The organism is Chthonomonas sp. (assembly GCF_035294505.1).
Classification (GTDB): Bacteria; Armatimonadota; Chthonomonadetes; order Chthonomonadales; family Chthonomonadaceae; genus Chthonomonas.
This window is the reverse complement of record NZ_DATGKU010000155.1, coordinates 1-20462: the sequence shown is the minus strand read 5'-3', so window position 1 is coordinate 20462 and position 20462 is coordinate 1. Positions and strand designations below refer to the sequence as shown.

18 protein-coding genes are annotated in these 20462 nt (G+C 55.9%); 14 read left to right on the top strand and 4 right to left on the bottom strand.

Features of this window, described 5'->3' with window-relative positions:
* Positions 1-48: 48 nt before the first annotated feature.
* Entirely contained in the window at positions 49-525 is a 477-nt protein-coding gene (locus tag VKV18_RS08920) for a hypothetical protein (protein WP_324203858.1), read from the top strand.
* A 353-nt stretch (positions 526-878) separates the two neighbouring features.
* Complete coding sequence (locus VKV18_RS08915; protein WP_324203857.1) at positions 879-2504, top strand: stalk domain-containing protein; 1626 nt, start codon at positions 879-881, stop codon at positions 2502-2504.
* Between the two features lie 50 nt (positions 2505-2554).
* Here the strand turns inward: VKV18_RS08915 and VKV18_RS08910 are convergent, their stop codons facing one another.
* Complete coding sequence (locus VKV18_RS08910) at positions 2555-2812, bottom strand: FmdB family zinc ribbon protein (RefSeq protein ID WP_324203856.1); 258 nt, start codon at positions 2810-2812, stop codon at positions 2555-2557.
* Between the two features lie 113 nt (positions 2813-2925).
* Here VKV18_RS08910 and VKV18_RS08905 point away from each other — a divergent pair, with 113 nt between their 5' ends.
* The 10 genes from VKV18_RS08905 to VKV18_RS08860 all read left to right on the top strand — a co-directional run bounded on the left by VKV18_RS08905 (position 2926) and on the right by VKV18_RS08860 (position 15059).
* Complete coding sequence (locus VKV18_RS08905; RefSeq protein WP_324203855.1) at positions 2926-4128, top strand: anhydro-N-acetylmuramic acid kinase; 1203 nt, start codon at positions 2926-2928, stop codon at positions 4126-4128.
* Between the two features lie 70 nt (positions 4129-4198).
* On the top strand, positions 4199-5035 hold the full coding sequence (locus VKV18_RS08900; RefSeq protein WP_324203854.1) for a phytanoyl-CoA dioxygenase family protein: 837 nt from the start codon (positions 4199-4201) through the stop codon (positions 5033-5035).
* 303 nt (positions 5036-5338) lie between these two features.
* The gene (locus tag VKV18_RS08895) at positions 5339-6913 is read left to right on the top strand and encodes an N-acyl-D-amino-acid deacylase family protein (RefSeq protein WP_324203853.1); all 1575 of its coding nucleotides are present in this window, start codon (positions 5339-5341) and stop codon (positions 6911-6913) included.
* A gap of 173 nt (positions 6914-7086) precedes the next feature.
* Entirely contained in the window at positions 7087-7617 is a 531-nt protein-coding gene (locus VKV18_RS08890) for a hypothetical protein (RefSeq protein ID WP_324203852.1), read from the top strand.
* Positions 7618-7766: 149 nt separating this feature from the next.
* Positions 7767-8786, top strand: a complete 1020-nt coding sequence (locus VKV18_RS08885; RefSeq protein WP_324203851.1) for an ROK family protein — start codon at positions 7767-7769, stop codon at positions 8784-8786.
* A 13-nt stretch (positions 8787-8799) separates the two neighbouring features.
* A complete protein-coding gene (locus tag VKV18_RS08880; protein WP_324203850.1) occupies positions 8800-9261 on the top strand; it encodes a type II toxin-antitoxin system RatA family toxin in 462 nt (153 codons plus the stop codon).
* Entirely contained in the window at positions 9258-9764 is a 507-nt protein-coding gene (locus tag VKV18_RS08875; RefSeq protein WP_324203849.1) for a hypothetical protein, read from the top strand. The genes VKV18_RS08880 and VKV18_RS08875 overlap by 4 nt, the downstream gene beginning before the upstream one ends.
* Before the next feature lie 38 nt (positions 9765-9802).
* Positions 9803-10684: a succinate--CoA ligase subunit alpha gene (gene sucD / locus VKV18_RS08870; RefSeq protein ID WP_324203848.1), complete on the top strand. Its 882-nt coding sequence runs from the start codon at positions 9803-9805 to the stop codon at positions 10682-10684.
* Positions 10685-11200: 516 nt separating this feature from the next.
* Complete coding sequence (locus VKV18_RS08865) at positions 11201-13510, top strand: glycosyltransferase family 4 protein (protein ID WP_324203847.1); 2310 nt, start codon at positions 11201-11203, stop codon at positions 13508-13510.
* Between the two features lie 97 nt (positions 13511-13607).
* Positions 13608-15059: a glycoside hydrolase family 130 protein gene (locus VKV18_RS08860; RefSeq protein ID WP_324203846.1), complete on the top strand. Its 1452-nt coding sequence runs from the start codon at positions 13608-13610 to the stop codon at positions 15057-15059.
* A gap of 93 nt (positions 15060-15152) precedes the next feature.
* Here VKV18_RS08860 and groL read toward each other — a convergent pair whose 3' ends face one another.
* From groL to VKV18_RS08845, 3 genes are all read right to left on the bottom strand, one after another.
* Complete coding sequence (groL, locus tag VKV18_RS08855) at positions 15153-16754, bottom strand: chaperonin GroEL (protein WP_324203845.1); 1602 nt, start codon at positions 16752-16754, stop codon at positions 15153-15155.
* Between the two features lie 13 nt (positions 16755-16767).
* On the bottom strand, positions 16768-17058 hold the full coding sequence (gene groES, locus VKV18_RS08850; RefSeq protein WP_324200660.1) for a co-chaperone GroES: 291 nt from the start codon (positions 17056-17058) through the stop codon (positions 16768-16770).
* Positions 17059-17247: 189 nt separating this feature from the next.
* Positions 17248-18108 (bottom strand): AraC family transcriptional regulator, encoded by an 861-nt coding sequence (locus VKV18_RS08845; RefSeq protein WP_324203844.1) that lies wholly within the window; start codon positions 18106-18108, stop codon positions 17248-17250.
* 131 nt (positions 18109-18239) lie between these two features.
* On the opposite strand from VKV18_RS08845, the gene VKV18_RS08840 reads away from it, so the two are divergent.
* Together VKV18_RS08840 and VKV18_RS08835 are read left to right on the top strand one after the other, a co-directional pair.
* The gene (locus VKV18_RS08840; protein ID WP_324203843.1) at positions 18240-19010 is read left to right on the top strand and encodes a phytanoyl-CoA dioxygenase family protein; all 771 of its coding nucleotides are present in this window, start codon (positions 18240-18242) and stop codon (positions 19008-19010) included.
* Positions 19011-19076: 66 nt separating this feature from the next.
* On the top strand, positions 19077-20462 hold a 1386-nt coding region (locus VKV18_RS08835; RefSeq protein ID WP_324203842.1), incomplete at its 3' end, for a dihydroxy-acid dehydratase.

The window sequence follows — 20462 nt, the reverse complement described above, 5'->3', positions numbered from 1 at the left end:
TTCAGATATAGACCCATAAAGGGTTAAGGAGGTTCAACATTCTCGATTATGAAACGAAATTTCTCTTTAACGCAGTTACTTATCGTTGTTTTGCTTATCGTGATCCTCTATCTCGGTGGACGCATGGTGGCGCCGCCACCGGCTGCACCTCCTAAAGAGGACAATCAGGTAACGAATCTGCCGTCGGCGCCGGCCAAGCCGCCCAAACAGGCCCTCGTGCCGCTTCCGGCAGGCATGGATAAGAAGCTTTTAAAGCATGGGATTGCGAAAAAGACGGTGGAGCAGTGGAAGAAGAAAGGGATTCCCGCCCCGATGCTCAGTGAGCTTTATGAGATGGTGAATCATCCTAACACGCCTAAAAGCTCTCTACCGAATCCCTACACCATTGATGTCTCGGATAAATATTGGCATCAGGCTCAGATGGGAGAGGCGGGCATCAAGCAGCAGCGCGCCATCTTTCACAAGGAGATGGAGGAGTTGAAGGCGGCCACAATGAACCCTCAACCGCCCTCAACCGCAAAATAGTTCGTGTTGTTCCCCGGTTTGTCAGGGCGCGAGTTTCGCGCCCCGTGATCTTGTTAAACCCTCTGTCGGCAGCAGGCAAAGTGCGGGGCGGCCTGTGGCAAAATTTTTGTCAAAAAACTCTTGACACATCGTCTCAATTGTGATAGAGTATATAGGCTCTAGAATGCCCATATGTCGTAGCTGGTATCACGACGCCTCTTGGGCACGGATTCCGATATCTTCACAAACCTTCGGTTGCAATTTCTCCGCTAAGGCAGTGAAGTGCCGTAAAGTAGGTCACTTCGTCTATTTTTAGCTTGGGGGAATTGCGAAGGGAGCGCGAACACCGCGCGGAAACAAAGGAGGCAAACTGCATGAAAAAACGTATGGCCTGCATGCTTGCCCTTGCTGCCGGCACGGGGCTTGGTCTCACCGCGACCCCACCGAGCTTGGCAGACCACATCACGATGACGAATGTGGGCGGGCTTCAGCTCTCTATCTCCCCAGAGGCCACGGTTACAGAGGCCGGTAACGTTGCTCTAACCGTCCGCTACATCGGGGGCAACATCCGCTCGATAATGCTTTACATTGACGGAAATCTCCTCGAAAAGAGCGCGCTGACGACCGACGCCAAAGTCGGCAAAATCCGTTTTGAAATCGATCCCTCCCTGGTGGAGGCCGGAGATCACGTTGTTGTTGTAAAAGGAATAGATGCTAACGGACGGGCTGTGGTTGCCAAAGCCACCGTGCACTTTGGCGAGGGAGGGCCTGTTCGCCTAACATCCCCCATGCAAAATGCCATTGTGCAGGGCGTGGTGCCGATCGTTGTGCAGGTCGATCCCTCTTTAAGTGGGGCGTTTGTATCGTTCTATGTGGACAACCGTTTCCTCATGATGAAGAACTATGCGCCCTACACGTTCAACTGGGACTCCACTCGCGTCGCCAACGGCAACCATGAGATTTACATCGAGGTTCTTGACGCCCAGACCCAAGCGGTTGTGAAGAAGATACGCACCTTCGTAACCGTCAACAATGTGATGGGCTTCACCAATCGCCAAACCACCATCCCAGACCTGCGCACCTCGCAGCCTTCTCCGGCTCAAAACTTGGTTAACCACGCGGTAGAGGCCACACTGGCCCTTCAGCCCGAAGGGCATTTGGATGCAGATGCGGCTGCAACGCCAACGGAAGACACGGCTCCGGCTGCGTCGCTTGTGGGCGGGTTGCGGGCTGTCGTGGTGCAACAGGAGGTAACGAAGGAGCATCCGCTGTTGGCACTGCCCGCTCCGAACCGCTTCAAAGCGCCTGCACTGCCCGAAACAGCCTGGAGTGCACCCGATCACCAGGTGCCAACGGTGCACTTCGCCGTTCCCGCTGCATCGGCCTTCCATCCTGGCGTTCTGGCCATGTTGGCAGAGCCGAAGGGGGCGCTAAGCCTTAATAAGGAGGGACTGTCGTTTGCCGGTCGCATGTCCCAACCTTTGGTAGCCCCGCGCCGCGTCGGCAACTTCGCCGTCGTCCCTCATGTGGCCGCCTCGGTGGGAGTGGGGGCAAGGCCTCGCGCCTTTACAGGCCTGGTGGCACAGCCCGTCGTGAAACGCATCCAGCAGACGCGATTGCTTGGCGCCGGTGCAACCGTACATCACGCCAGAACGCTGCAGATCGCCTTCGACAACCAGTTGATCGCCTTCGATGTGCCGCCGCGAGTGGTGCATGGAATGCCGCTTGCGCCTTTCCGACAGATATTTGAACACACCGGAGGAACCGTGGAGTGGTATGCTCAGTCTAAAACGGTGCGGGCTATCAACACCAGTCGCGAAATCGAATTTCGCATCGGGCACAGAACGGCTACCGTCAACGATCAATCGCTGAAAATGCAAACCGCACCTTACATTGATAGAGGTCGGGCCATTGTGCCCCTCTCTTTCGTGAAGGATGCGCTGAACGTGAATATTCAGTACGACCCACAAACCGGGCACATCCTCATCCAAAGCAAATAATCGGTTTGAGGGCAACGAAGCCGCTCAACACGGTTGAGCGGCTTCTGTTTTTAAAGGGTCGAATCGTTACTCTTCGATTCGGGGGTGGTATCTTCTTTTTTCGTTTTTCCGTCAGAGGAAGTGTTTTCTTGCTTTCGCGAATCGGTGATGTACCAGCCGGAGCCTTTAAAAATGATGCCCACCGGATAGAGCAAACGCTTCACCGGCCCGTTGCATTTAGGGCAGGTCGTCAAGGGCGCTTCTTTCATGGTTTGAAAGGCTTGAAACTCATATTGGCACTCGGTGCATTGATAACCATAGGTTGGCATAAATATCTCCTCCTGCTCTTTAGATTACCATAACCGCTACTTTTTTCTCCACTATCATTATCGTGTAAGAGTACAGAGGAGTTGCAACTTAAGCTAAGAGAGGAATTGGAAAAATGCCTGTGCACCCTATTCTCTATGATGCACACAAGTCGGCCTATATCGTGGGACTCATGTCGGGCACCTCCGTGGATGGGGTGGATGCCGCTCTGATCGAAATCGGTGTAGCGGCTAACGTTACCAACTGGCGATTGTTGGGTTGGTGTCATCTACCGTGGGCACCGGAGCTGAAATACGAGATTCTCGATGCCTGCCGCGCCGACGCCCCTGTGCAAAAGATCGTCCTGCTGAACTATCGGATCGCAGAGGTCTTTGCGGACGCGGCAAAAGCGGTGATCGCTCAATGCGGGCTAAAAACCGAGCAGATTGACGCCATTGCTTCTCATGGACAGACCGTTTGGCATCAGGCCGAGCCGATGCTGTTGGCCGGCAGGCCGGCGCGGGGCACGCTTCAAATTGGAGAGCCTGCGGTTATTGCGGCACGCACGGGGTGCATGGTCATTGCCGACTTTCGTTCGGCGGATGTGGCGGTTGGGGGGCAAGGGGCGCCGCTCGTTCCCATGAGCGACCGTCTGTTGTTCGGATCGGATAAGGAGACACGTGTCGTACAAAACATCGGTGGCATCGCCAACGCCACCTATTTACCAATGGGCTGTCAATCGCGAGAGGACGCCGAGATCATCGCTTTTGATACAGGGCCGGGAAACATGGTGATAGATGGAATCGTCCGTGAGATGACCGCAGGCCAGCAAGAGTACGATCCGGAAGGACAATGGGCCGCACAAGGCCAAATTCAGGAAGACCTGCTGGCGGAGTGTTTGGCGCATCCCTATTTTCAGCAGCCGCCGCCAAAATCTACCGGCAGAGAGCTTTTCGGAAAAGCCTATGTCCAATGGTTTTGCCAACGCGCACGTGAACGCGGTCTACGGTGGGAGGATATGCTGGCCACGGCCTCTGCGCTCACGGTGGAGAGTATCGCACAGGCCTACGAGCGGTGGCTATTACCCAGAGCACCCATCCATCGAGTCATCGTAGGGGGAGGGGGTGTGCATAACCGTTGGCTTATGCAGCGTCTACAACAAAGGTTGGCGCCTATTGCTCTTTCCACCCATGAGGAGTTCGGAGTACCCGACGACGCAAAGGAGGCCGTCGCTTTTGCCATCTTGGGCTATCTCACGCTGCGGGGAATGCCGGGCAATCTGCCATCGGCAACCGGTGCGGCGCGGTCTGTGGTGTTAGGAAAGATCGTATTTCCTTAAAGAAGGAAACTTCTTGTCCTAACGCTAACTCTAACTAACACAAAAGCATGGTATATGCCGGAGGATCGAAATGGTACTGACAGATGCAGAGGTGCGCTCCTTTTGGGAGAACGGGTTTCTCGTGTACGGTAAAGTGTTGAGTGATGAAGAGCTAAGAGAGCTAAATGCCGCATTGGATAGGGTTTTACGAGGGGAAAGCGCTGCCAAACCCGAAGCCAATCGCAATCTACTGGGAGACTCTTCCGAAGAGGTCGTCACTCAGGTAGTCAACATTTGGCTGGCCGAGCCGGCTTTCCGACGCCATCTTTACCATCCGATCATCGTGCCTATTATCGCTCAACTGATGAACACAGATACGGTGCGTGTTTGGCACGACCAGATACAGATCAAGCCGCCACGTATTGGAGGCCCAACCATTTGGCATCAAGATCACCCCTACTGGCCGATTATTCAGCCGCCCGATCTCATCAGCGCATGGGTTGCGCTGGAAGACGCCACTGCAGAAAACGGGTGCATGCGCATGGTTAAGCGAAGCTATAAGTGGGGACCTTACCCTGGCGGCACCATCGGCAACGACCCGGTGACGCACTCACCAACGCCCAATCCGGGGTTTGTGCCGGAAGGAGAGACCATCGAGGAGGTGGTTTGTGAGGTGCCGGCGGGGCATGTGGTCTTTCATCACTGCCTTACATGGCACGGCGCTCCGCCAAACCGTTCCGAACGAAATCGTCCGGCCATCGCCGTGCACTACATGCCGGGCTACACGCGTTTTGTGCCGACGGGGCATCACCTTGTCGAGGAACACGTGCAGGTGGCTCCTGGCGAGGTGCTGAAGGGCGACTATTTCCCCACGGTCTATGAAAACGGAAGGCTTCTCCAACCCACCGATCTATCGCCTGTAGGTTAAAGCGGCCTATACGAGACACCTCTTTTCTCAGAAGCAGCCTAAACCCCTTGACAAGAGGAGCGGAAAAGACGATAATAGATGTTAGACTGGGAAAGGAGGTGGTGTCTAGATTATGGATCACAGTCAACGAGGTGAGCAGGCGGTCTAAGCCTGTTTTAACCAAACTGTGTTCTCCTTGAGGCGTTTCTATGAGATGTGCTTGAGGAGTACAGCGTAGTGATGAACGGGACGATCGTCCTGTTCGCCTGCTGAAGCCCGGCGTGTGCGCACGTCCGGGCTATAATTTTGAGGAGGTGAACGTAGATGTTCGATCTTATCCTGCGCAACGGAACCGTTGTGGACGGCACGGGCGCTCCGAGCGTGAAAGCAGATGTGGGCATCGTGGGCGATCGGATTGCGGCTGTGGAGGTGCTTCCGACCGATGTGGAGGCCAGGAAAACCCTCGATTGCAGCGGGTTGGTGGTGGCACCGGGGTTTATAGACATTCATACCCATGCGGATATCGCTCTGCTGAACAGTCCGGAACACCTTGCCAAAGTGATGCAGGGCGTGACGACAGAGGTTTTTTCCAATTGTGGGCTTGGTTTTGCTCCCGTTACCGATGCCGGGATGGAGATACAGCGGCGTTACATCGCCGGGCTGTTTGGCGATTCGGAAGCGCATGATGATGAAGATAAGCCTCGTGTGGACTGGAGTTGGTGTCGAGTGAACGAGCTGCTCGAGCGCTATGAGACAGCCGGCATCGGCACGAATGTGGCCTACCTAATTCCGCACGGAGCGGTTCGCGTTTCGGTAATGGGCATGCAGGAGCGGCCTGCGACCTCTGAGGAGTTGGCAGCGATGGAAAGAATGGTGCTTGAGGGTATGGCGGAGGGCGCATGGGGCCTTTCAACAGGGCTTTGGTACGCCCCAATGCGCTCGGCAGCTCACGAAGAGAATGTGCGGCTTTGCAAAGCGGCCGGCTTCTTCGCAACGCATCAACGGGACTATGGCGAGCGGCTTTTTGAGGCGACCTTGGAAAGCTTGCAGATCGCGCGAGAGGCTCAAGTTCCCGTGCAGATCGCACATCTTCAGATGAATGGGGTGCAGAATAGGGGGCGGGCACCGGAGCTTTTAGAGGTTTTGGAGCAGGCCCGGGCGGAGGGAATAGATGTGACATGTGATACCTATCCTTATACGGCCGGTTCCACTTTTGTTCAATCGCTGTTGCCGGAGCGGTTTGTGGAAGGAGGACCGGAGGCTTTGTTGCGGCGACTCCATGATGCCGAGGAGCGCAAAGCGATTGTCGAGGCACTGAATGATGGGCGTGATTGGTCAATCTACGTGTTATCGGGGGCGACCTCACCGGCAAATGCCGCTTTGGAAGGACTTCCTTTCTCTGAAGCGGCTGCAAGACGCGGGCTAACGGTCGGCGAATGGATATGTGCCTTGCTGGAAGAGGAGCAGTTACGCGCCTGTTTCATCCATCACGCAGCACATGAGGAGAACGTACGCACCATTTTGCAGTGGGAACACCAGATGGTGGGCAGCGATGGCCTGCATTTGCCGGGGAAGTGCCACCCGCGCCTTTTTGGCACTTTCCCACGCGTGCTGGGCCGCTATGTGCGAGAGGAGAGAGTGCTCTCGTTAGAGCAGGCTATTCATAAAATGAGCGGTGCGCCGGCGGCGCGTTTGGGGTTGCCGCGGCGCGGCCTGTTGAAGGCCGGATATGCAGCCGATATCGTTGTTTTTCAGCCCCAAACGATTCAGGATAGGGCTACTTTTGAAAACCCTAGAGAGTATCCGGACGGCATCGTTCATGTACTCTGTAACGGGGTGTTTGTGGTAGAAGAGGGCCGGCCTACAAAAGCCCGTTCAGGGCGGGTTCTTAAAAGATAAGCAGCGCGAGAAAGATTTTTTGCGTCTTCTAGGAGGAAAAGCAGGAATTCGGGGGCGCCTTGTCGAAAATTTCAGCCGCATCAATCACACGCATGCGCAAGGAGCTACCCACCAGAAGTCGGCAACAACAGGATACGACTCTGTCTAAAGCTCCTTGCGGAGGAGGAGACTCTGTGAAGAAACTCGAAACGCTCTGCTCTCTCATGCTGGCTCTGACTCTCTGCATGGGAGGGCTGTTGCTGGCAGGTCCTGCACGTGCGCAGGAGGATAACTACAGTCTGCCGGAGTTAAGCCGTGACTGGACGGTGCGCATCGGTTTATGGATTGCGCAGAGCCAAACGGCGCGACACGTAGAGGGTGATGTGGGTATCAGTGGTCTGGTGCAGCGGCGCGTCTATGCCGGAGGAACCTACGATCTTTTGGTAGGGATCGGCTATAACGGCTTCGACAAGGTATACAGTGTGCCGCTGACCCTGGAGATTCAAGCCTTTCGGGGTAACCTTCGCTATGGCATTGGCGCGGGTTATTCCTTTGGCAAGCGTCTTAACGGCCGTGGAAGTAATGGCGCCGTCTTAAACCTTTTAGTCGGCTACCAACTCACTCACGGCACGAACCCCATCTCCGCCGACCTGCGCTACTATTTCGTTTCCGGTTCCAACGATGAGTTGGACGGCTATAGCTTGACGTTGGGCTATCAGTTCTAACCGTCGTTCAGACGCCTTTCCCACCCCTGTTGCCAAAACAGGGGTTTTTTTACGGACAATGGCGGATGCAGGGTAAAATCTCTACGTCCTTAGCGACGTGGCGAGATTGCCTGTTGCAACAGCATCACTTTTTCTGAGGGAGGAAATCGGTGTCGCATGTACAGCCCCGCAAAGAGGCTCCTTATGTGGTAGGTGTGGATTTAGGAGGCACGAATGTTCGTGCTGCCGTGATAGACCGCAGCGAAAAGCTTTTGGGCCGAGCGGAGAATCCGTCGGAGGCAAAAGGAGGGGTAGCGAGAACGGTGGCGGCCATCGCCACGGCCGTTCGTAATGCGGCGAAAGCGGCAAACGTCTCGATGAATGAGATTGGAGCGATAGGGGTAGCCGTGCCGGGGCACATTGATGTGCCTGCCGGAATGGTGCGTTGGGCACCTAACTTTGGAGATTATGTGGATGGCGCCTATGTGCCTTACAAGAACGTGCCTTTACGTGAGTTGGTTGAAAAAGAGCTGGGCATCGCAATGGTGATGGATAACGATGCCAATGTGGCTGCCTTGGGCGAGTTCCGGTACGGTGCCGGCCGTGGAACTCGCCATCTGGTGATGTTTACTTTGGGAACGGGCATCGGCGGCGGCATCATCGTAGACGGCCAGGTGTTGCGGGGGGCAACCGGCGGCGCAGCCGAGGTGGGGCACATTATCATTGCGGACGGTAAAGGGTCTAGCCCCAACGGCCCTCACGGGCGCCTGGAAGTGTTGGCCGGCCGTGACGGCATTGTGGAGCGCGCTGCCTTGAAAATGGAGTCGGGGCGCGATACGCTGTTGTGGAGGCATATCACCGGGCCGGAAGCCTTGCAGCAGTTTCTCACTCCAAAGCTCATCGACCAGGCCGCGGAAGAGGGCGATGCGTTGGCCAGAGAGGTGCTTGAGGAGATCGGCCATTTCGTGGGGCTGGGCATCGCCAGCATGGTCAACGTGTTTAATCCGGAAGTCGTTGTGCTTGGCGGCAAAATCTCGAATTCGCGCACCCTCTTCGACGCTGCCGTCCGAACGGCACGGGCTTCTGCCATAGGCTCTATTCTGGCAGCTGCACGCATTGTGCGCGCCGAACTTGGCGACGACGCCGGCATTATGGGAGCCTCTGAACTTGCCTGGCGTGAGATGGCCTGAAGGACGAAGCCTCATGCCGCGAATAGAGCAGAAGATTGAAATAGAGGCGCCGGTGGAACGGGTCTATGCGATCGCCCGCAACGTGGAGGCCTTTCCGGAGTTTATGGCCGACCTGCAGTCGCTAAGGGTGTTGGAGCGTAGTGAGGATGGACGACGCACCGTGACGGAGTGGGTGGGAATGATCCAGGCCGTGAAGATGAAGGTGCGTTGGACACAGGAAGACCGCTGGGACGATACAAACTATCGTGATGATTTTCGCATGATACAAGGCGATCTCGACCGTATGGAAGGGTATTGGCAGTTCACCCCCGTGGGTGAGAATCGCACCCGCTTCGAGAGCGTCGTAGACTACGACATCAATATTCCTATGGTAGGCCCTATGGTAAAAGGGCTGGTAAAAAAGCTCATGACAGAGAACCTACAGGCCACCTTAGAGGCCATTAAGCGGCGTGCCGAGAGCGAGATTAGCGAATGAAGGTCTTTTCCCCTTCCTCCCAAACGGTGCGGCTTCGCGAGATAGCCGATCTTTTCAAAGCCGGCGGATACTCCATTAGTATTAGTACGGGCATCGCAGGGGCGGCGACCCCAGAGGAGTTGGAGAACCCCAATTGGGAGGCCGCCTTTGTGCGGTGGCATACCCCCGAGCTGCACGACGTCTATCTGTTAGAGCGAAGTGTGGTGGAGGAAGAGGCTGAGGCGCGTGAGGCGGTTGAAGAGGCCTTGAGGTTTGCCTACAACTGGCCGGATGCGGCAGAAAAGCTGCTCACCGTAGATGCGCTGAGGCGCACGCAGATCGTCTACGACGTTCAGTTGCTCCCTGTGCTTTTAGAAGATCAAGATCATCCGGGATGGGAGGCGTTGGATGGCCTTTTGCGTCTGCTGGCTGCTCCGGGAGAAGGGGTGATCTTTGCCGAAGAAGAGGGGTTTTTCGATGCGGAGGGCATGCCTCTCATCCTCGTGGAGGACGATGAGGCCTAGCCGTGAGACGAAATCTAGAGGAGGCTTGATAAGGGGGAATGAGCATTCTCATTGACGAGAACACACGAGTTCTCGTCCAGGGTATTACCGGGCGTGATGGGGCATTTCATACCGAACAGATGATGTCCTATGGAACGAAAATCGTTGGAGGGGTTACTCCAGGCAAGGGAGGCCAGACGTTTTTAGGCGTGCCGGTTTTCAACACCATGCAAGAGGCCGTACAGGCCACAGGTGCCAACACCTCTGTGATCTTTGTACCCGCACGCCTTAACGCAGCAGATGCCATTATCGAGGCGGCCAAAGCGGGGATCAAGCTGATCGTGTGTATCTCGGAGAACATCCCCACCCAAGACATGATCCGCGTTCATGCCATCTTGAGGCGCATCGAGGGCGTGCGGCTCATCGGCCCCAACTGCCCAGGGCTTATCACTCCGGGGAAGTGCAAGGTAGGCATTATTCCACCGACCTCCTTTATGCCCGGCCCTGTTGGGCTTGTTTCTCGCAGCGGCACCTTGACCTATGAGATCGCCGATGGCCTTACGCGGGCGGGGTTAGGGCAATCTACAGGGGTTGGCATCGGTGGCGATGCGATGATCGGCTCAACCTTCGTGGATATCCTGCCTCTATTCGAGGCCGACCCACAAACGCAGGCTGTGGTGTTGGTGGGAGAGATCGGAGGCAGTGATGAAGAGAACGCTGCCGAGTATATCAAAAAACACATGAAAAAACCGGTGGTGGCCTTTATTGGAGGGCGCACCGCGCCTCCCGGAAAACGCATGGGCCATGCTGGGGCCATCATCAGCGGTACGACAGGAACGCCTCAAGCCAAGGTGGAGGCTCTCCTATCTGCCGGCGTACCGGTGGCCGAAACCATGCAGGAGATCCCGGAACTCGTGAAAAAACAGCTTGGGCGTAACTAGGTTGCTAGGGGGGCGATAGAGCTGGCTGTCACCGTTTGTGACACACCATTGTAGGGGCGGGTTACAAACCCGCCCCTACACATGATTTCAAACCCGCCTGGGGGTAGGTTACAAACTGCCCCTGCATATGGTTCAAACCCCTCTGGGGGCAGGTTTGAAACCTGCTCCTTCTGAACAAACCCGCTTAACCACACGCTCTCAAGGGCGGCCGCTTGCAGCGGGTTCTATAGGGTCAAAGAGGTCGCCAGTAGCAAAGGTCCATTAACTAGGAAGCTCGCCACGAGGTGCCTCCCTCCCAAATTGGGGGCGGGTAGAGGCCTTGAGGAGAAGAATCGTAATTCCCTATGTGGCTTTTGGGGCGAATACGGTAAAATATAAAGTCAAAACCTTCGGAATCGCTTCGCTTGGGGGACTGTTCCCCGCTCCTGCTCCTGCACGTTAAGTTGGAATTGCCCTTCGACCTCGCGTTTGCGGAGAGGTCTACCTCATTCTTTCTAGAAAGGAGATGGGTGAGATATGAGAAGAAATACCGCGCTTCACAAAATAGCTTTTGTTGCGGACTACATTCCGCGAAAGTGCGGGATAGCCACTTTCACAGCCGATTTACAACATGCCGTAGCCGGACAGTACCCATCTGTGGAATGTTTTGTCTGTGCCGTCAGCGAGCCGGATCGTTCTTACGACTACCCGCCCGAAGTGCGATTTGAAGTCGAGGAGGAGGAGCCGGACTCCTATCGCCGTGCTGCCGACTTTCTTAACTTCAGCAACGCGGACGTAGTGTGTTTGCAGCATGAGTACGGCATTTTCGGTGGGCGGGCCGGCGGCTACGTGCTTCGCCTGCTTAGAGACCTACGCATTCCGGTGGTTACGACTCTTCACACGATCTTACGTGAGCCAGACCCCGATCAGTATCGGGTATTGCGCGAGATCGTGTCGCTTTCAGCCCGCGTAGTAACGATGACAGAGAAAGGGCGTTGCTTTCTGCGCGATGTTTACGGCGTTCCCGACGATAAGATCGATCTCATTCCGCACGGCATTCCCGACATGCCTTTCGTAGACCCTAATTTCTATAAAGATCAGTTTGGGGTGGAGGGAAAGCATGTGCTCTTGACATTTGGGTTGCTCTCGCCCAATAAGGGCATCGAGTACGTGCTGCGTGCCCTTCCACAGATCGTGGAGGTGTTCCCTGAGACGGTCTACATCGTGCTAGGTGCCACGCATCCGAACTTAGTTCGGGAGCAGGGCGAGACCTACCGCTTGAGTCTAGAGCGATTAGCGCGCGATTTGGGGATTGAGAAGCACGTTATCTTCTATAATCGGTTTGTGGATATTGACGAGTTAAAAGAGTTTTTAGGCGCTGCGGACATTTACATCACACCCTATCTCAATCCAGCTCAGATTACTTCGGGAACGCTCTCCTACGCTTTTGGTTGTGGCAAGGCCGTTATCTCTACCCCTTATTGGCATGCAGAGGAGTTACTGGCAGAGGGACGGGGTGTTCTTGTTCCCTTTGCCGACTCCGAGGCCATTGCGCGCGAGGTGATCGGTCTTTTGCAAGACCCCACACGGCGTCACGCCATGCGGAAACGCGCGTATATGTTGGGGCGAGAGATGGTTTGGAGCCACGTCGCCCATATGTATGTGGAATCGTTCGAGAAGGCACGACGTAGTCGTTGGGACAGCGCGCATCGTCCTTTGGCCATAAAAACACTGGAGCAGAAGCCTCGCGAACTGCCCACGCTTCGGCTTGACCATTTACGACGTTTGACCGACTCGACCGGTCTGTTGCAACATGCCACCTATGCCTTGCCCAACTATGCGGAGGGCTACTGTTCGGATGATAACGCGCGAGCCTTGCTGTTGACCATCAACTTGGAAGGCATTGGGCATGAGATTCGGGAAGCGCAGCGGCTCGGTGTTATCTACGCAGCGTTTTTGAACAACGCTTTCGATAGAAAGACCGGTCGTTTCCGCAATTTCATGGGATACGATCGCCAGTGGCTGGAGGAGACCGGCTCGGATGATTGCCAAGGTCGCGTTATTTGGGCGTTAGGCGCCTGCGTAGGACGTTCGCGAGATCATGGGCTGCGTATGTGGGCGGCCGGGCTGTTAGAGAGATCGCTAACAACCATCCTCGATACCACCTCGCCGCGCGGTTGGGCGTTTGCGCTGGTGGGCATTCACGAATATTTCCGTCAACTGAGCGGAGATCGTCTGGTAAGCCAAGTGCGGGAGACGCTGACACAACGACTGATCGCTCTTTACGATTCCACGGCCTCCGATGACTGGCCTTGGTTCGAGCCTGTGGTCTCTTACGACAATGCGAAGCTGCCCCATGCGCTCATTCTCAGTGGTCGTTGGGGCGATAACCCAAGGGCTTTCGACATCGGCCTGAAGACGCTACGATGGTTGGCCGAGCTGCAGACGGCAGAGGCCGGGCATTTCCGACCCATTGGTTCCAACGGTTTCTACCCACGCGGGGGAGAGTGTGCTCGCTTCGATCAGCAGCCTATTGAGGCCTACAGTATGCTCTCGGCCTGTCTGGAGGCCTATCGCTCCACCAGCGATGAGTATTGGCTGCAGAAGGCGCGGGCGGCGCTCGATTGGTTTTTAGGGCGAAACGACTTAGGCATGGAGCTTGTGGATTATCGTACCGGCGGCTGCCGCGACGGCCTGCATGTGGACCGGGTCAATCAGAACCAAGGAGCCGAATCCACCCTCGCGTTTCTGCTCTCGCTTACCGAAATGAAACTACAGGAGAACCTGCTGGGAGACCTGATCCCTATGGATAAAGACCTTCCCGAGTGGCAGCCAAGCGGCCGCTAGCGTTCATAAGTAAGCAACAAGAGGAGCGAGACATTTGGGCGGGCATGGGGGCCAGCCTTTACTATATGGCAAATAAGCGAGTAACGAGGAGGAAAATTTGCGAGTTCAACGCGTAGGCCCGATTTTAAAGCCGGATAGTTCGCGTGTGCTTTTTAGGGCTTTCAATCCTGTAGGAGATCGTCAAGACCTACATATCGTCGCCCGCATCATGGCTTTGCCGGAAAAAGAGGTTTGTAGACTACTTGAGCAGGTGATGAGGGAGTTTCAAGATAGGCACTACAAGTTACGGAACTTCTTTCTGAAGCGTTTTGAGGAGGTGCGCCCTCTGTTGCTAACCGACGCTCCACTAAGTGAGGAGCGCCGGTTACTTATTGGGGCCTATTTCACGCACGAGTACGCCTTAGAGGCCGCGGCCCTATTCAACCCCTCCATCGTCTGGCATCCCGATCAGAGTGGATTGCCGGAGGGCACGCGGCGCTTTGTGTTAAGCCTGCGGGCCACGGGGGAGGGGCATATCTCGTCCATCACCTTTCGTGAAGGAACCATTGATGTCAACAACCATATTGTGCTGGAGAAGCCTACCCGCTATGTATCCACACCCGAAATCGTCCCAAACCCAACCTACGATCGGAACCTTTTTGAACGCAAGCTGTATGAGCTTGATCTCTGGGACGATTTCGCCGCAGAGGTTTTAGCCTGTTTAAACGAGCAGTTCACTTTGGAAGAGTTGAAGGAGGCACTGCAGTTTGTAGAAAAACAGCGTCGAGGGCGATTTCGTAGTGAAGAGCAGGTGGCGCGAGGCATTCTGGCGCTTGCCCAGGCCAACTATGAGGTTTTCTTCTCTCCAGACGAGCCTCTTTCAGAGCGCGTTCTGTTTCCGACCTCACCTACCGAGGTCAATGGAATGGAGGATGCCCGCTTCGTGCAATTTCGTGAGGACGATGGCCGTGTCATCTACTACGCCACCTATACCGCCTACGATGGCAAAGTCGTTTTTCCGCAAATCCTGGAGACAGAGGACTTCTTGCATTTCCGGATCAGCACGCTCAACGGCCCGGAGGTTCAGAACAAAGGCATGGCACTGTTTCCTCGGCGCATTCATGGCCGCTATGCCATGCTATCAAGGCAGGACAATGAGAACCTTTACATCATGTTTTCTGACATGCTGCATTTCTGGTATACAAAGCAACCTCTGCTTAAGCCGACCTATCCTTGGGAGTATGTTCAGGTTGGCAACTGCGGCTCACCTATAGAGACCGAGGCGGGCTGGCTTGTTTTGAGCCATGGCGTGGGGCCGATGCGCAAATACTCTATTGGGGCGTTCTTGTTGGATAGGGGAGACCCAACCAAAGTGATCGGGCGACTTAAGGAACCTTTGCTTATGCCGAATGCCGATGAGCGCGAGGGCTATGTGCCAAACGTGGTATACAGTTGTGGGGGGCTTATTCACAACGGCTACCTCATTTTGCCCTACGCCATGTCGGACTACGCAAGCCGTTTCGCCATCGTGCCTTTAGAAGACATTCTTGAAGCGATGGTATGGGTTTAGGTGATCTTTTTGTTAAGTAACAGGGGGGACTAGAGAATAAGAAAAACTCCCCTAGCTGCAATGCAGCAGGGGAGTGCAGAGCGGAAAGAGGTTTTACGCACCAGGCGTGGTGGAGGTTTTCTCCTCTTTCTTTTCGGTAACGAGGCACTCGGTGGTGAGAATAAGCCCTGCGATGGAGGCCGCATTTTGCAGTGCGGAGCGCACCACTTTTGCGGGGTCTACCACGCCGGCCTTCACCATGTCCTCATACTCGCCGGTTCGCGCGTTAAAACCATGACCCTTCGGCAAGGAGCGAACCTTTTCCACGACCACGCTGCCCTCAAGCCCTGCATTCTCGGCGATTTGGCGTAGAGGCTCTTCGAGGGCACGGCGCACGATGTTGAGGCCGATCTCCTCATCGCCCTCCAGCTTGAGGCCGTCGAGCGCGGGCGCTGCGTTCAATAGGGCCACACCGCCGCCGGGCACAATGCCTTCCTCCACGGCCGCGCGCGTAGCATGAATGGCATCCTCCACGCGAGCCTTCTTCTCTTTCATCTCCGTTTCGGTGGCTGCGCCTACCTGAATGACGGCCACACCGCCGGAGAGTTTTGCGAGGCGCTCTTGAAGTTTCTCACGGTCGTAGTCGCTCTCGGTCTCTTCGATCTGGCGTTTGATAAGCGCGATGCGGCCTTTGATGGCCTCCTGCGAACCGGCTCCGCCAACGATGGTCGTCTCCTCTTTCGTCACCACCACGCGCTTTGCACGGCCAAGCAGGTCGGCAGTGATATTTTCGAGCTTCATGCCGAGGTCTTCGGTGATGAACTTGCCGCCGGTGAGGATGGCGATATCCTCCATCATAGCCTTGCGGCGGTCGCCGAAGCCCGGCGCTTTAATGGCCACGCTATTGACGTTTCCACGAATCTTGTTGACAACGAGCGTTGCCAACGCCTCGCCGTCCACATCCTCGGCGATAACCACCAGCGGGCGCCCGGCGCGGGCCACAAGCTCCATCACGGGAATGATGTCGGCTACCGCGCTGATCTTTTTCTCATAAAGCAGAATGTAAGGCTCCTCGAGCACCGCCTCCATACGCTCGGGGTCGGTGACGAAGTAGGGCGAGATGTAGCCCTTATCGAACTGCATTCCCTCTACCACTTCGAGCTGGGTGCTGGTGCCCTTGCTCTCTTCCACGGTGATCACGCCATCGGTAGTAACCTTTTCGATCGCTTCGGCAAGGATTTCGCCGATCTCCGGGTCGTTTGCGGAGATGGTTGCAACCTGTTGGATGGCCGAGCGACCGTGGATGGGTGTGGCCTCTTTGCGGATATGCTCCACGATGGCGTCAACGGCTTTGTCAATGCCCTTTTTCACCTGCAGCGGCTTTGCACCGGCGGCAACAGCTTTAAGACCCTCTTTCACCATCGCCTGGGCGAGTACGGTTGCCGTGGTGGTGCCATCGCCGGCCACATCGTTGGTCTTGCTTGCCACTTCACGGGCAAGTTGCGCCCCCATGTTCTCAAAGGGGTTCTCTAGCTCGATCTCTTTGGCGATGGTCACGCCGTCGTTGATGATGTTGGGACTGCCGTACTTCTTTTCAAGAACCACATTGCGGCCGCGAGGGCCGAGAGTTACCTTTACGGCGTCGGCAAGCGCATTGACGCCGCGCTCAAGGGCGCGACGCGCCTCTTCATCGAAAAGCAATATCTTTGCTGCCATCTCTACCGACCTCCTATTCTCTCACCGCCAGAACATCGTCCTGGCGCAGGATCACGTATTCCTCTTCACCGATCTTGACTTCTGTTCCGGCATATTTGGCGTAGATAATGCGGTCGCCGGGCTTCACTTCCATTTTCACAACCTTGCCGTTGTCAAGCGTCTTTCCGGGGCCAACGGCCACCACTTCCGCCTCCTGAGGTTTCTCTTTGGCGGTATCAGGCAAAATGATTCCCCCTGCGGTCTTCTCTTCTGGGGTTACAGGTCGGGCGATAATGCGATCGTTGATCGGTTTCAACGTTGGCATTGTCTTGAGCCTCCCTTGCGTTTAGAATGGTGTGGCGATGCCTCTAGGCACGGCGGCATCAGCAGTTTAGCACTCAAACCGTTAGAGCGCTAATTCTGGAACCAATTTACCCGAATTAGCACTCGCCTGTCAAGAGTGCGAAAGCACAGAGGCGGGTTCCCTGTACATTTTTCGCCGAAACGGCGAGGCCTATTTTTGTACTGTTTCGCTCTCGACCCGAGCCGCAATGGAAGCGCCCTCTTCGATGTTTTTTCGATAGCGTCGTGGGGAGATACCGATCTCTTTGGTGAAGATGCGATGAAACTGGGCGTAGCTTCCGAAGCCGGCTTCTAAGGCAAGTTCAAGAAGGCTGCGGTCAGGGTGAGAAATGCAGAGACGGCGGAATCGGAGAAGACGTTGTTGATTGCGGTAATCCGCTATCGTCATACCGACATGCTTATGAAAAAGACGCGATAGATGAGAGGGGCTTTGATAGCACCGTTTCGCCAAAACCGATAAGGGGAGCGCTTCTTTATCTCTTAGCAGTCGCAGCGCTTGCTCTACCGAGGGGGGCAGACGTGTTCCAGGAGGCCGCTTTTCTGCCTCTAAGTAGAGTCTCCAAGCGAGCGCGAGGGCAAAGCCGAGGCCTAGGTTGTAGAGCGGGCTATCGTTGTCGTGATGAGTTAGCTCTTCAAAGAGGTTTTCAAGGCGCTCACGCTGAGGAAAGGAAAGGTTACGACAGAAGCTCTCTTGGGGGGCGGCGGCTTGCAGCGGATGGGCAGAAAGCTCGTTGCATACGCGATGCACAAGGGGAGGGCGAAAGACCCCGATCCACATCGCATAGTCAGGCGATTCGTTAACGAGCAGATGATCCTGTTCGGGAAAAAGCCAAACGAGGCTGCCTTCCGTCAACCTATAGCTGCGCCCGCGCAGAAGGTAAGTAGCGGTGCCCGCCAGGACGAGGTTTAGCTCTAGCTCATCGTGCCTGTGCATGAAGCGCGGCACCCCGCTACGTCGGTAAAGCCAAAGGGTGCCGTCGAGTTGAGCGGGGAAGGAGAGAGTCTCTTTCATCGCATCTCGATCTCAAAATAGCATAAAATGAGAGGATTTTGCAATAGAACGCGATGATCTACCCCGAAATAAGGGTGAATAATAAGAAGGTACCCCATAAAGGGGGTGTCACAACGGAAGGAGGTTGAAAGATGGTTTTAGCCCCGGTGACGATCACCGACGAACAGCGGAGACAGTATCAGGAGGAGGGTTATTTCATTCTTGAAGGCGTGATCTCGGAAGAGGTTCTGGATGACCTTCGCGCTGAGTGCGACCGCCTGGTTCGACAGAAGGATGAAGAGCTTGCGCGTCGTGGTGTGGAGAGCGAAGGGATTACGCATCGTGGCAGCCGCTATTTCATTAGCTCGCACGGGCACGATAGCGAAACGTTGGAGCGGTTTTTGTTCAGCGACCTCATGGCCTCGATCTGTTTGGCCACGCTTGGGCCGGATGCCTATCTGTTTAACGAGCAGTTTGTGGTGAAGCGCGATAGAGCGGGGATGAAGTTCGCATGGCATCAGGATTCAGGATATATCGGCCATCCACACCGTCCTTATCTAAGTTGTTGGTGTGCGTTAGACGATGTGAGTGAGGAGAACGGAACGGTGTACATTCTGCCCTTCTCGCGGGCAGGCACGCGAGAATGGACTCCGCATCGAAGAGAAGAGGGCAGCAACGACCTCGTGGGATATTTTGGGGACGACCCGGGCATTCCGGTTGTCGGCCCCGCCGGCACCATCGCGGTGTTCTCCAGCGTGACCTTTCATCGAAGCGGTGCCAACACCTCTCCTCACCTAAGGCGCATCTATCTGGCCCAGTATTCCGCGGAGCCTATCCTCAATAGGGATGGCACGGCGCTGTGGCATTGGGCCGATCCTTTCCTCAAGGATGGTAAGCGGGTGGATCCCTTCGCGAGCAGGTAAAATATCTCCACCTATCCCGCTCGATGGATAGAGCGGGGAGCATTTCACCCAGAGAGGAGAGCAAGAATGCCGGAGGAGATGAAGCGGCGTAGCCGTATCACCACGGAGGGGATAGAGCGGGCACCGAATAGGGGGATGTTGCGCGCTGTGGGGTTCTACGATGACGATTTTGAACGCCCTATGATAGGGGTTGCCTCGCTGTTCAGTACCATCACCCCATGCAACGCCCACCTTGACCGGTTAGCCCAGCGAGGTTGCGAGGGAATTCGTGCTGGTGGAGGGGTGCCACAAATATTCGGGGCGCCCACCGCTGCCGATGGCATTATGATGGGGCATCTCGGAATGCGATACAGCTTGGTGTCGCGCGAGGTGATCGCCGATAGCATCGAGGTGGTGGCCGGTGGGATGAACCACGACGGTGTGCTCGCTTTCGGAAGTTGCGATAAAAACATGCCCGGCTGCCTTATGGCGATGGCGCGTCTCAACGTGCCGAGTATCTTCGTGTATGGCGGCTCCATTCTTCCTGGAGTAGGGGAGGACGGTTCAGAGATAGACATCGCCTCTATTTTTGAGGCGGTTGGGCAGTATCAGGCGGGGAAGCTGAGCGCCGAAGGAGTGCGACATATCGAGTGTGAGGCCTGCCCGGGAGCCGGGGCCTGTGGGGGAATGTATACGGCCAACACCATGGCCAGCGCCATCGAGGCCATGGGCATGTCGCTTCCCTACAGCGCCAGCAACCCGGCGGTCTCTGCAGCAAAGGAGCGTGAGGCGTTCCTCGCCGGCAAGCAACTGGTAGAGCTGATTCGGCAAGACATTCGGCCACGCGACATCATCACACGCAAATCGCTGGAGAACGCCTATACGCTGGTTTTAGCATTAGGTGGCTCTACCAATGCCATTCTCCACTTAAAGGCCATTGCCTGGGAGGCGGGAGTGGAGTGGAGTTTGGCGGACTTCGACCGCCTGAACGACAAAGTGCCACACCTCGCCGACCTAAAACCGGGTGGGCGCTATGTGATGTATCACCTTCATCGGGTGGGCGGGACGCCCGCCGTGCTGAAGGCGCTTTTAGAGGCCGACTTCCTGCACGGCGATTGCCTCACCGTCACCGGAAAAACTTTGGAAGAGAACCTGGCGAACGTGCGCTCGGTGTATGCAAGGCGGCAAGATGTGGTGCGCCCCTTAGAGAACCCGATGTATCCCACCGGTCACCTCACCATTTTGCACGGCAATTTGGCGCCCGAAGGGGCTGTGGTGAAGACGGCCGGAGTGAAAATTCGGCGCATCACCGGCCCGGCACGGGTGTTTGACGGTGAAGAGGCCTGCTTTGCGGCGGTACAACGTCGCGAGATAAAGCCGGGCGATGTGGTGGTGATTCGCGGGGAAGGGCCGGTAGGCGGGCCCGGCATGCGCGAGATGCTGGCGGTGACTGCAGCCATTGTGGGGCAAGGT

Coding starts and splice junctions, on each gene's coding strand:
- VKV18_RS08920 (WP_324203858.1), top strand. CDS start 49: ATGAAACGAAATTTCTCTTTAACGCAGTTACTTATCGTTGTTTTGCTT.
- VKV18_RS08915 (WP_324203857.1), top strand. CDS start 879: ATGAAAAAACGTATGGCCTGCATGCTTGCCCTTGCTGCCGGCACGGGG.
- VKV18_RS08910 (WP_324203856.1), bottom strand. CDS start 2,812: ATGCCAACCTATGGTTATCAATGCACCGAGTGCCAATATGAGTTTCAA.
- VKV18_RS08905 (WP_324203855.1), top strand. CDS start 2,926: ATGCCTGTGCACCCTATTCTCTATGATGCACACAAGTCGGCCTATATC.
- VKV18_RS08900 (WP_324203854.1), top strand. CDS start 4,199: ATGGTACTGACAGATGCAGAGGTGCGCTCCTTTTGGGAGAACGGGTTT.
- VKV18_RS08895 (WP_324203853.1), top strand. CDS start 5,339: ATGTTCGATCTTATCCTGCGCAACGGAACCGTTGTGGACGGCACGGGC.
- VKV18_RS08880 (WP_324203850.1), top strand. CDS start 8,800: ATGCCGCGAATAGAGCAGAAGATTGAAATAGAGGCGCCGGTGGAACGG.
- VKV18_RS08875 (WP_324203849.1), top strand. CDS start 9,258: ATGAAGGTCTTTTCCCCTTCCTCCCAAACGGTGCGGCTTCGCGAGATA.
- sucD (WP_324203848.1), top strand. CDS start 9,803: ATGAGCATTCTCATTGACGAGAACACACGAGTTCTCGTCCAGGGTATT.
- VKV18_RS08865 (WP_324203847.1), top strand. CDS start 11,201: ATGAGAAGAAATACCGCGCTTCACAAAATAGCTTTTGTTGCGGACTAC.
- groL (WP_324203845.1), bottom strand. CDS start 16,754: ATGGCAGCAAAGATATTGCTTTTCGATGAAGAGGCGCGTCGCGCCCTT.
- groES (WP_324200660.1), bottom strand. CDS start 17,058: ATGCCAACGTTGAAACCGATCAACGATCGCATTATCGCCCGACCTGTA.
- VKV18_RS08845 (WP_324203844.1), bottom strand. CDS start 18,108: ATGAAAGAGACTCTCTCCTTCCCCGCTCAACTCGACGGCACCCTTTGG.
- VKV18_RS08840 (WP_324203843.1), top strand. CDS start 18,240: ATGGTTTTAGCCCCGGTGACGATCACCGACGAACAGCGGAGACAGTAT.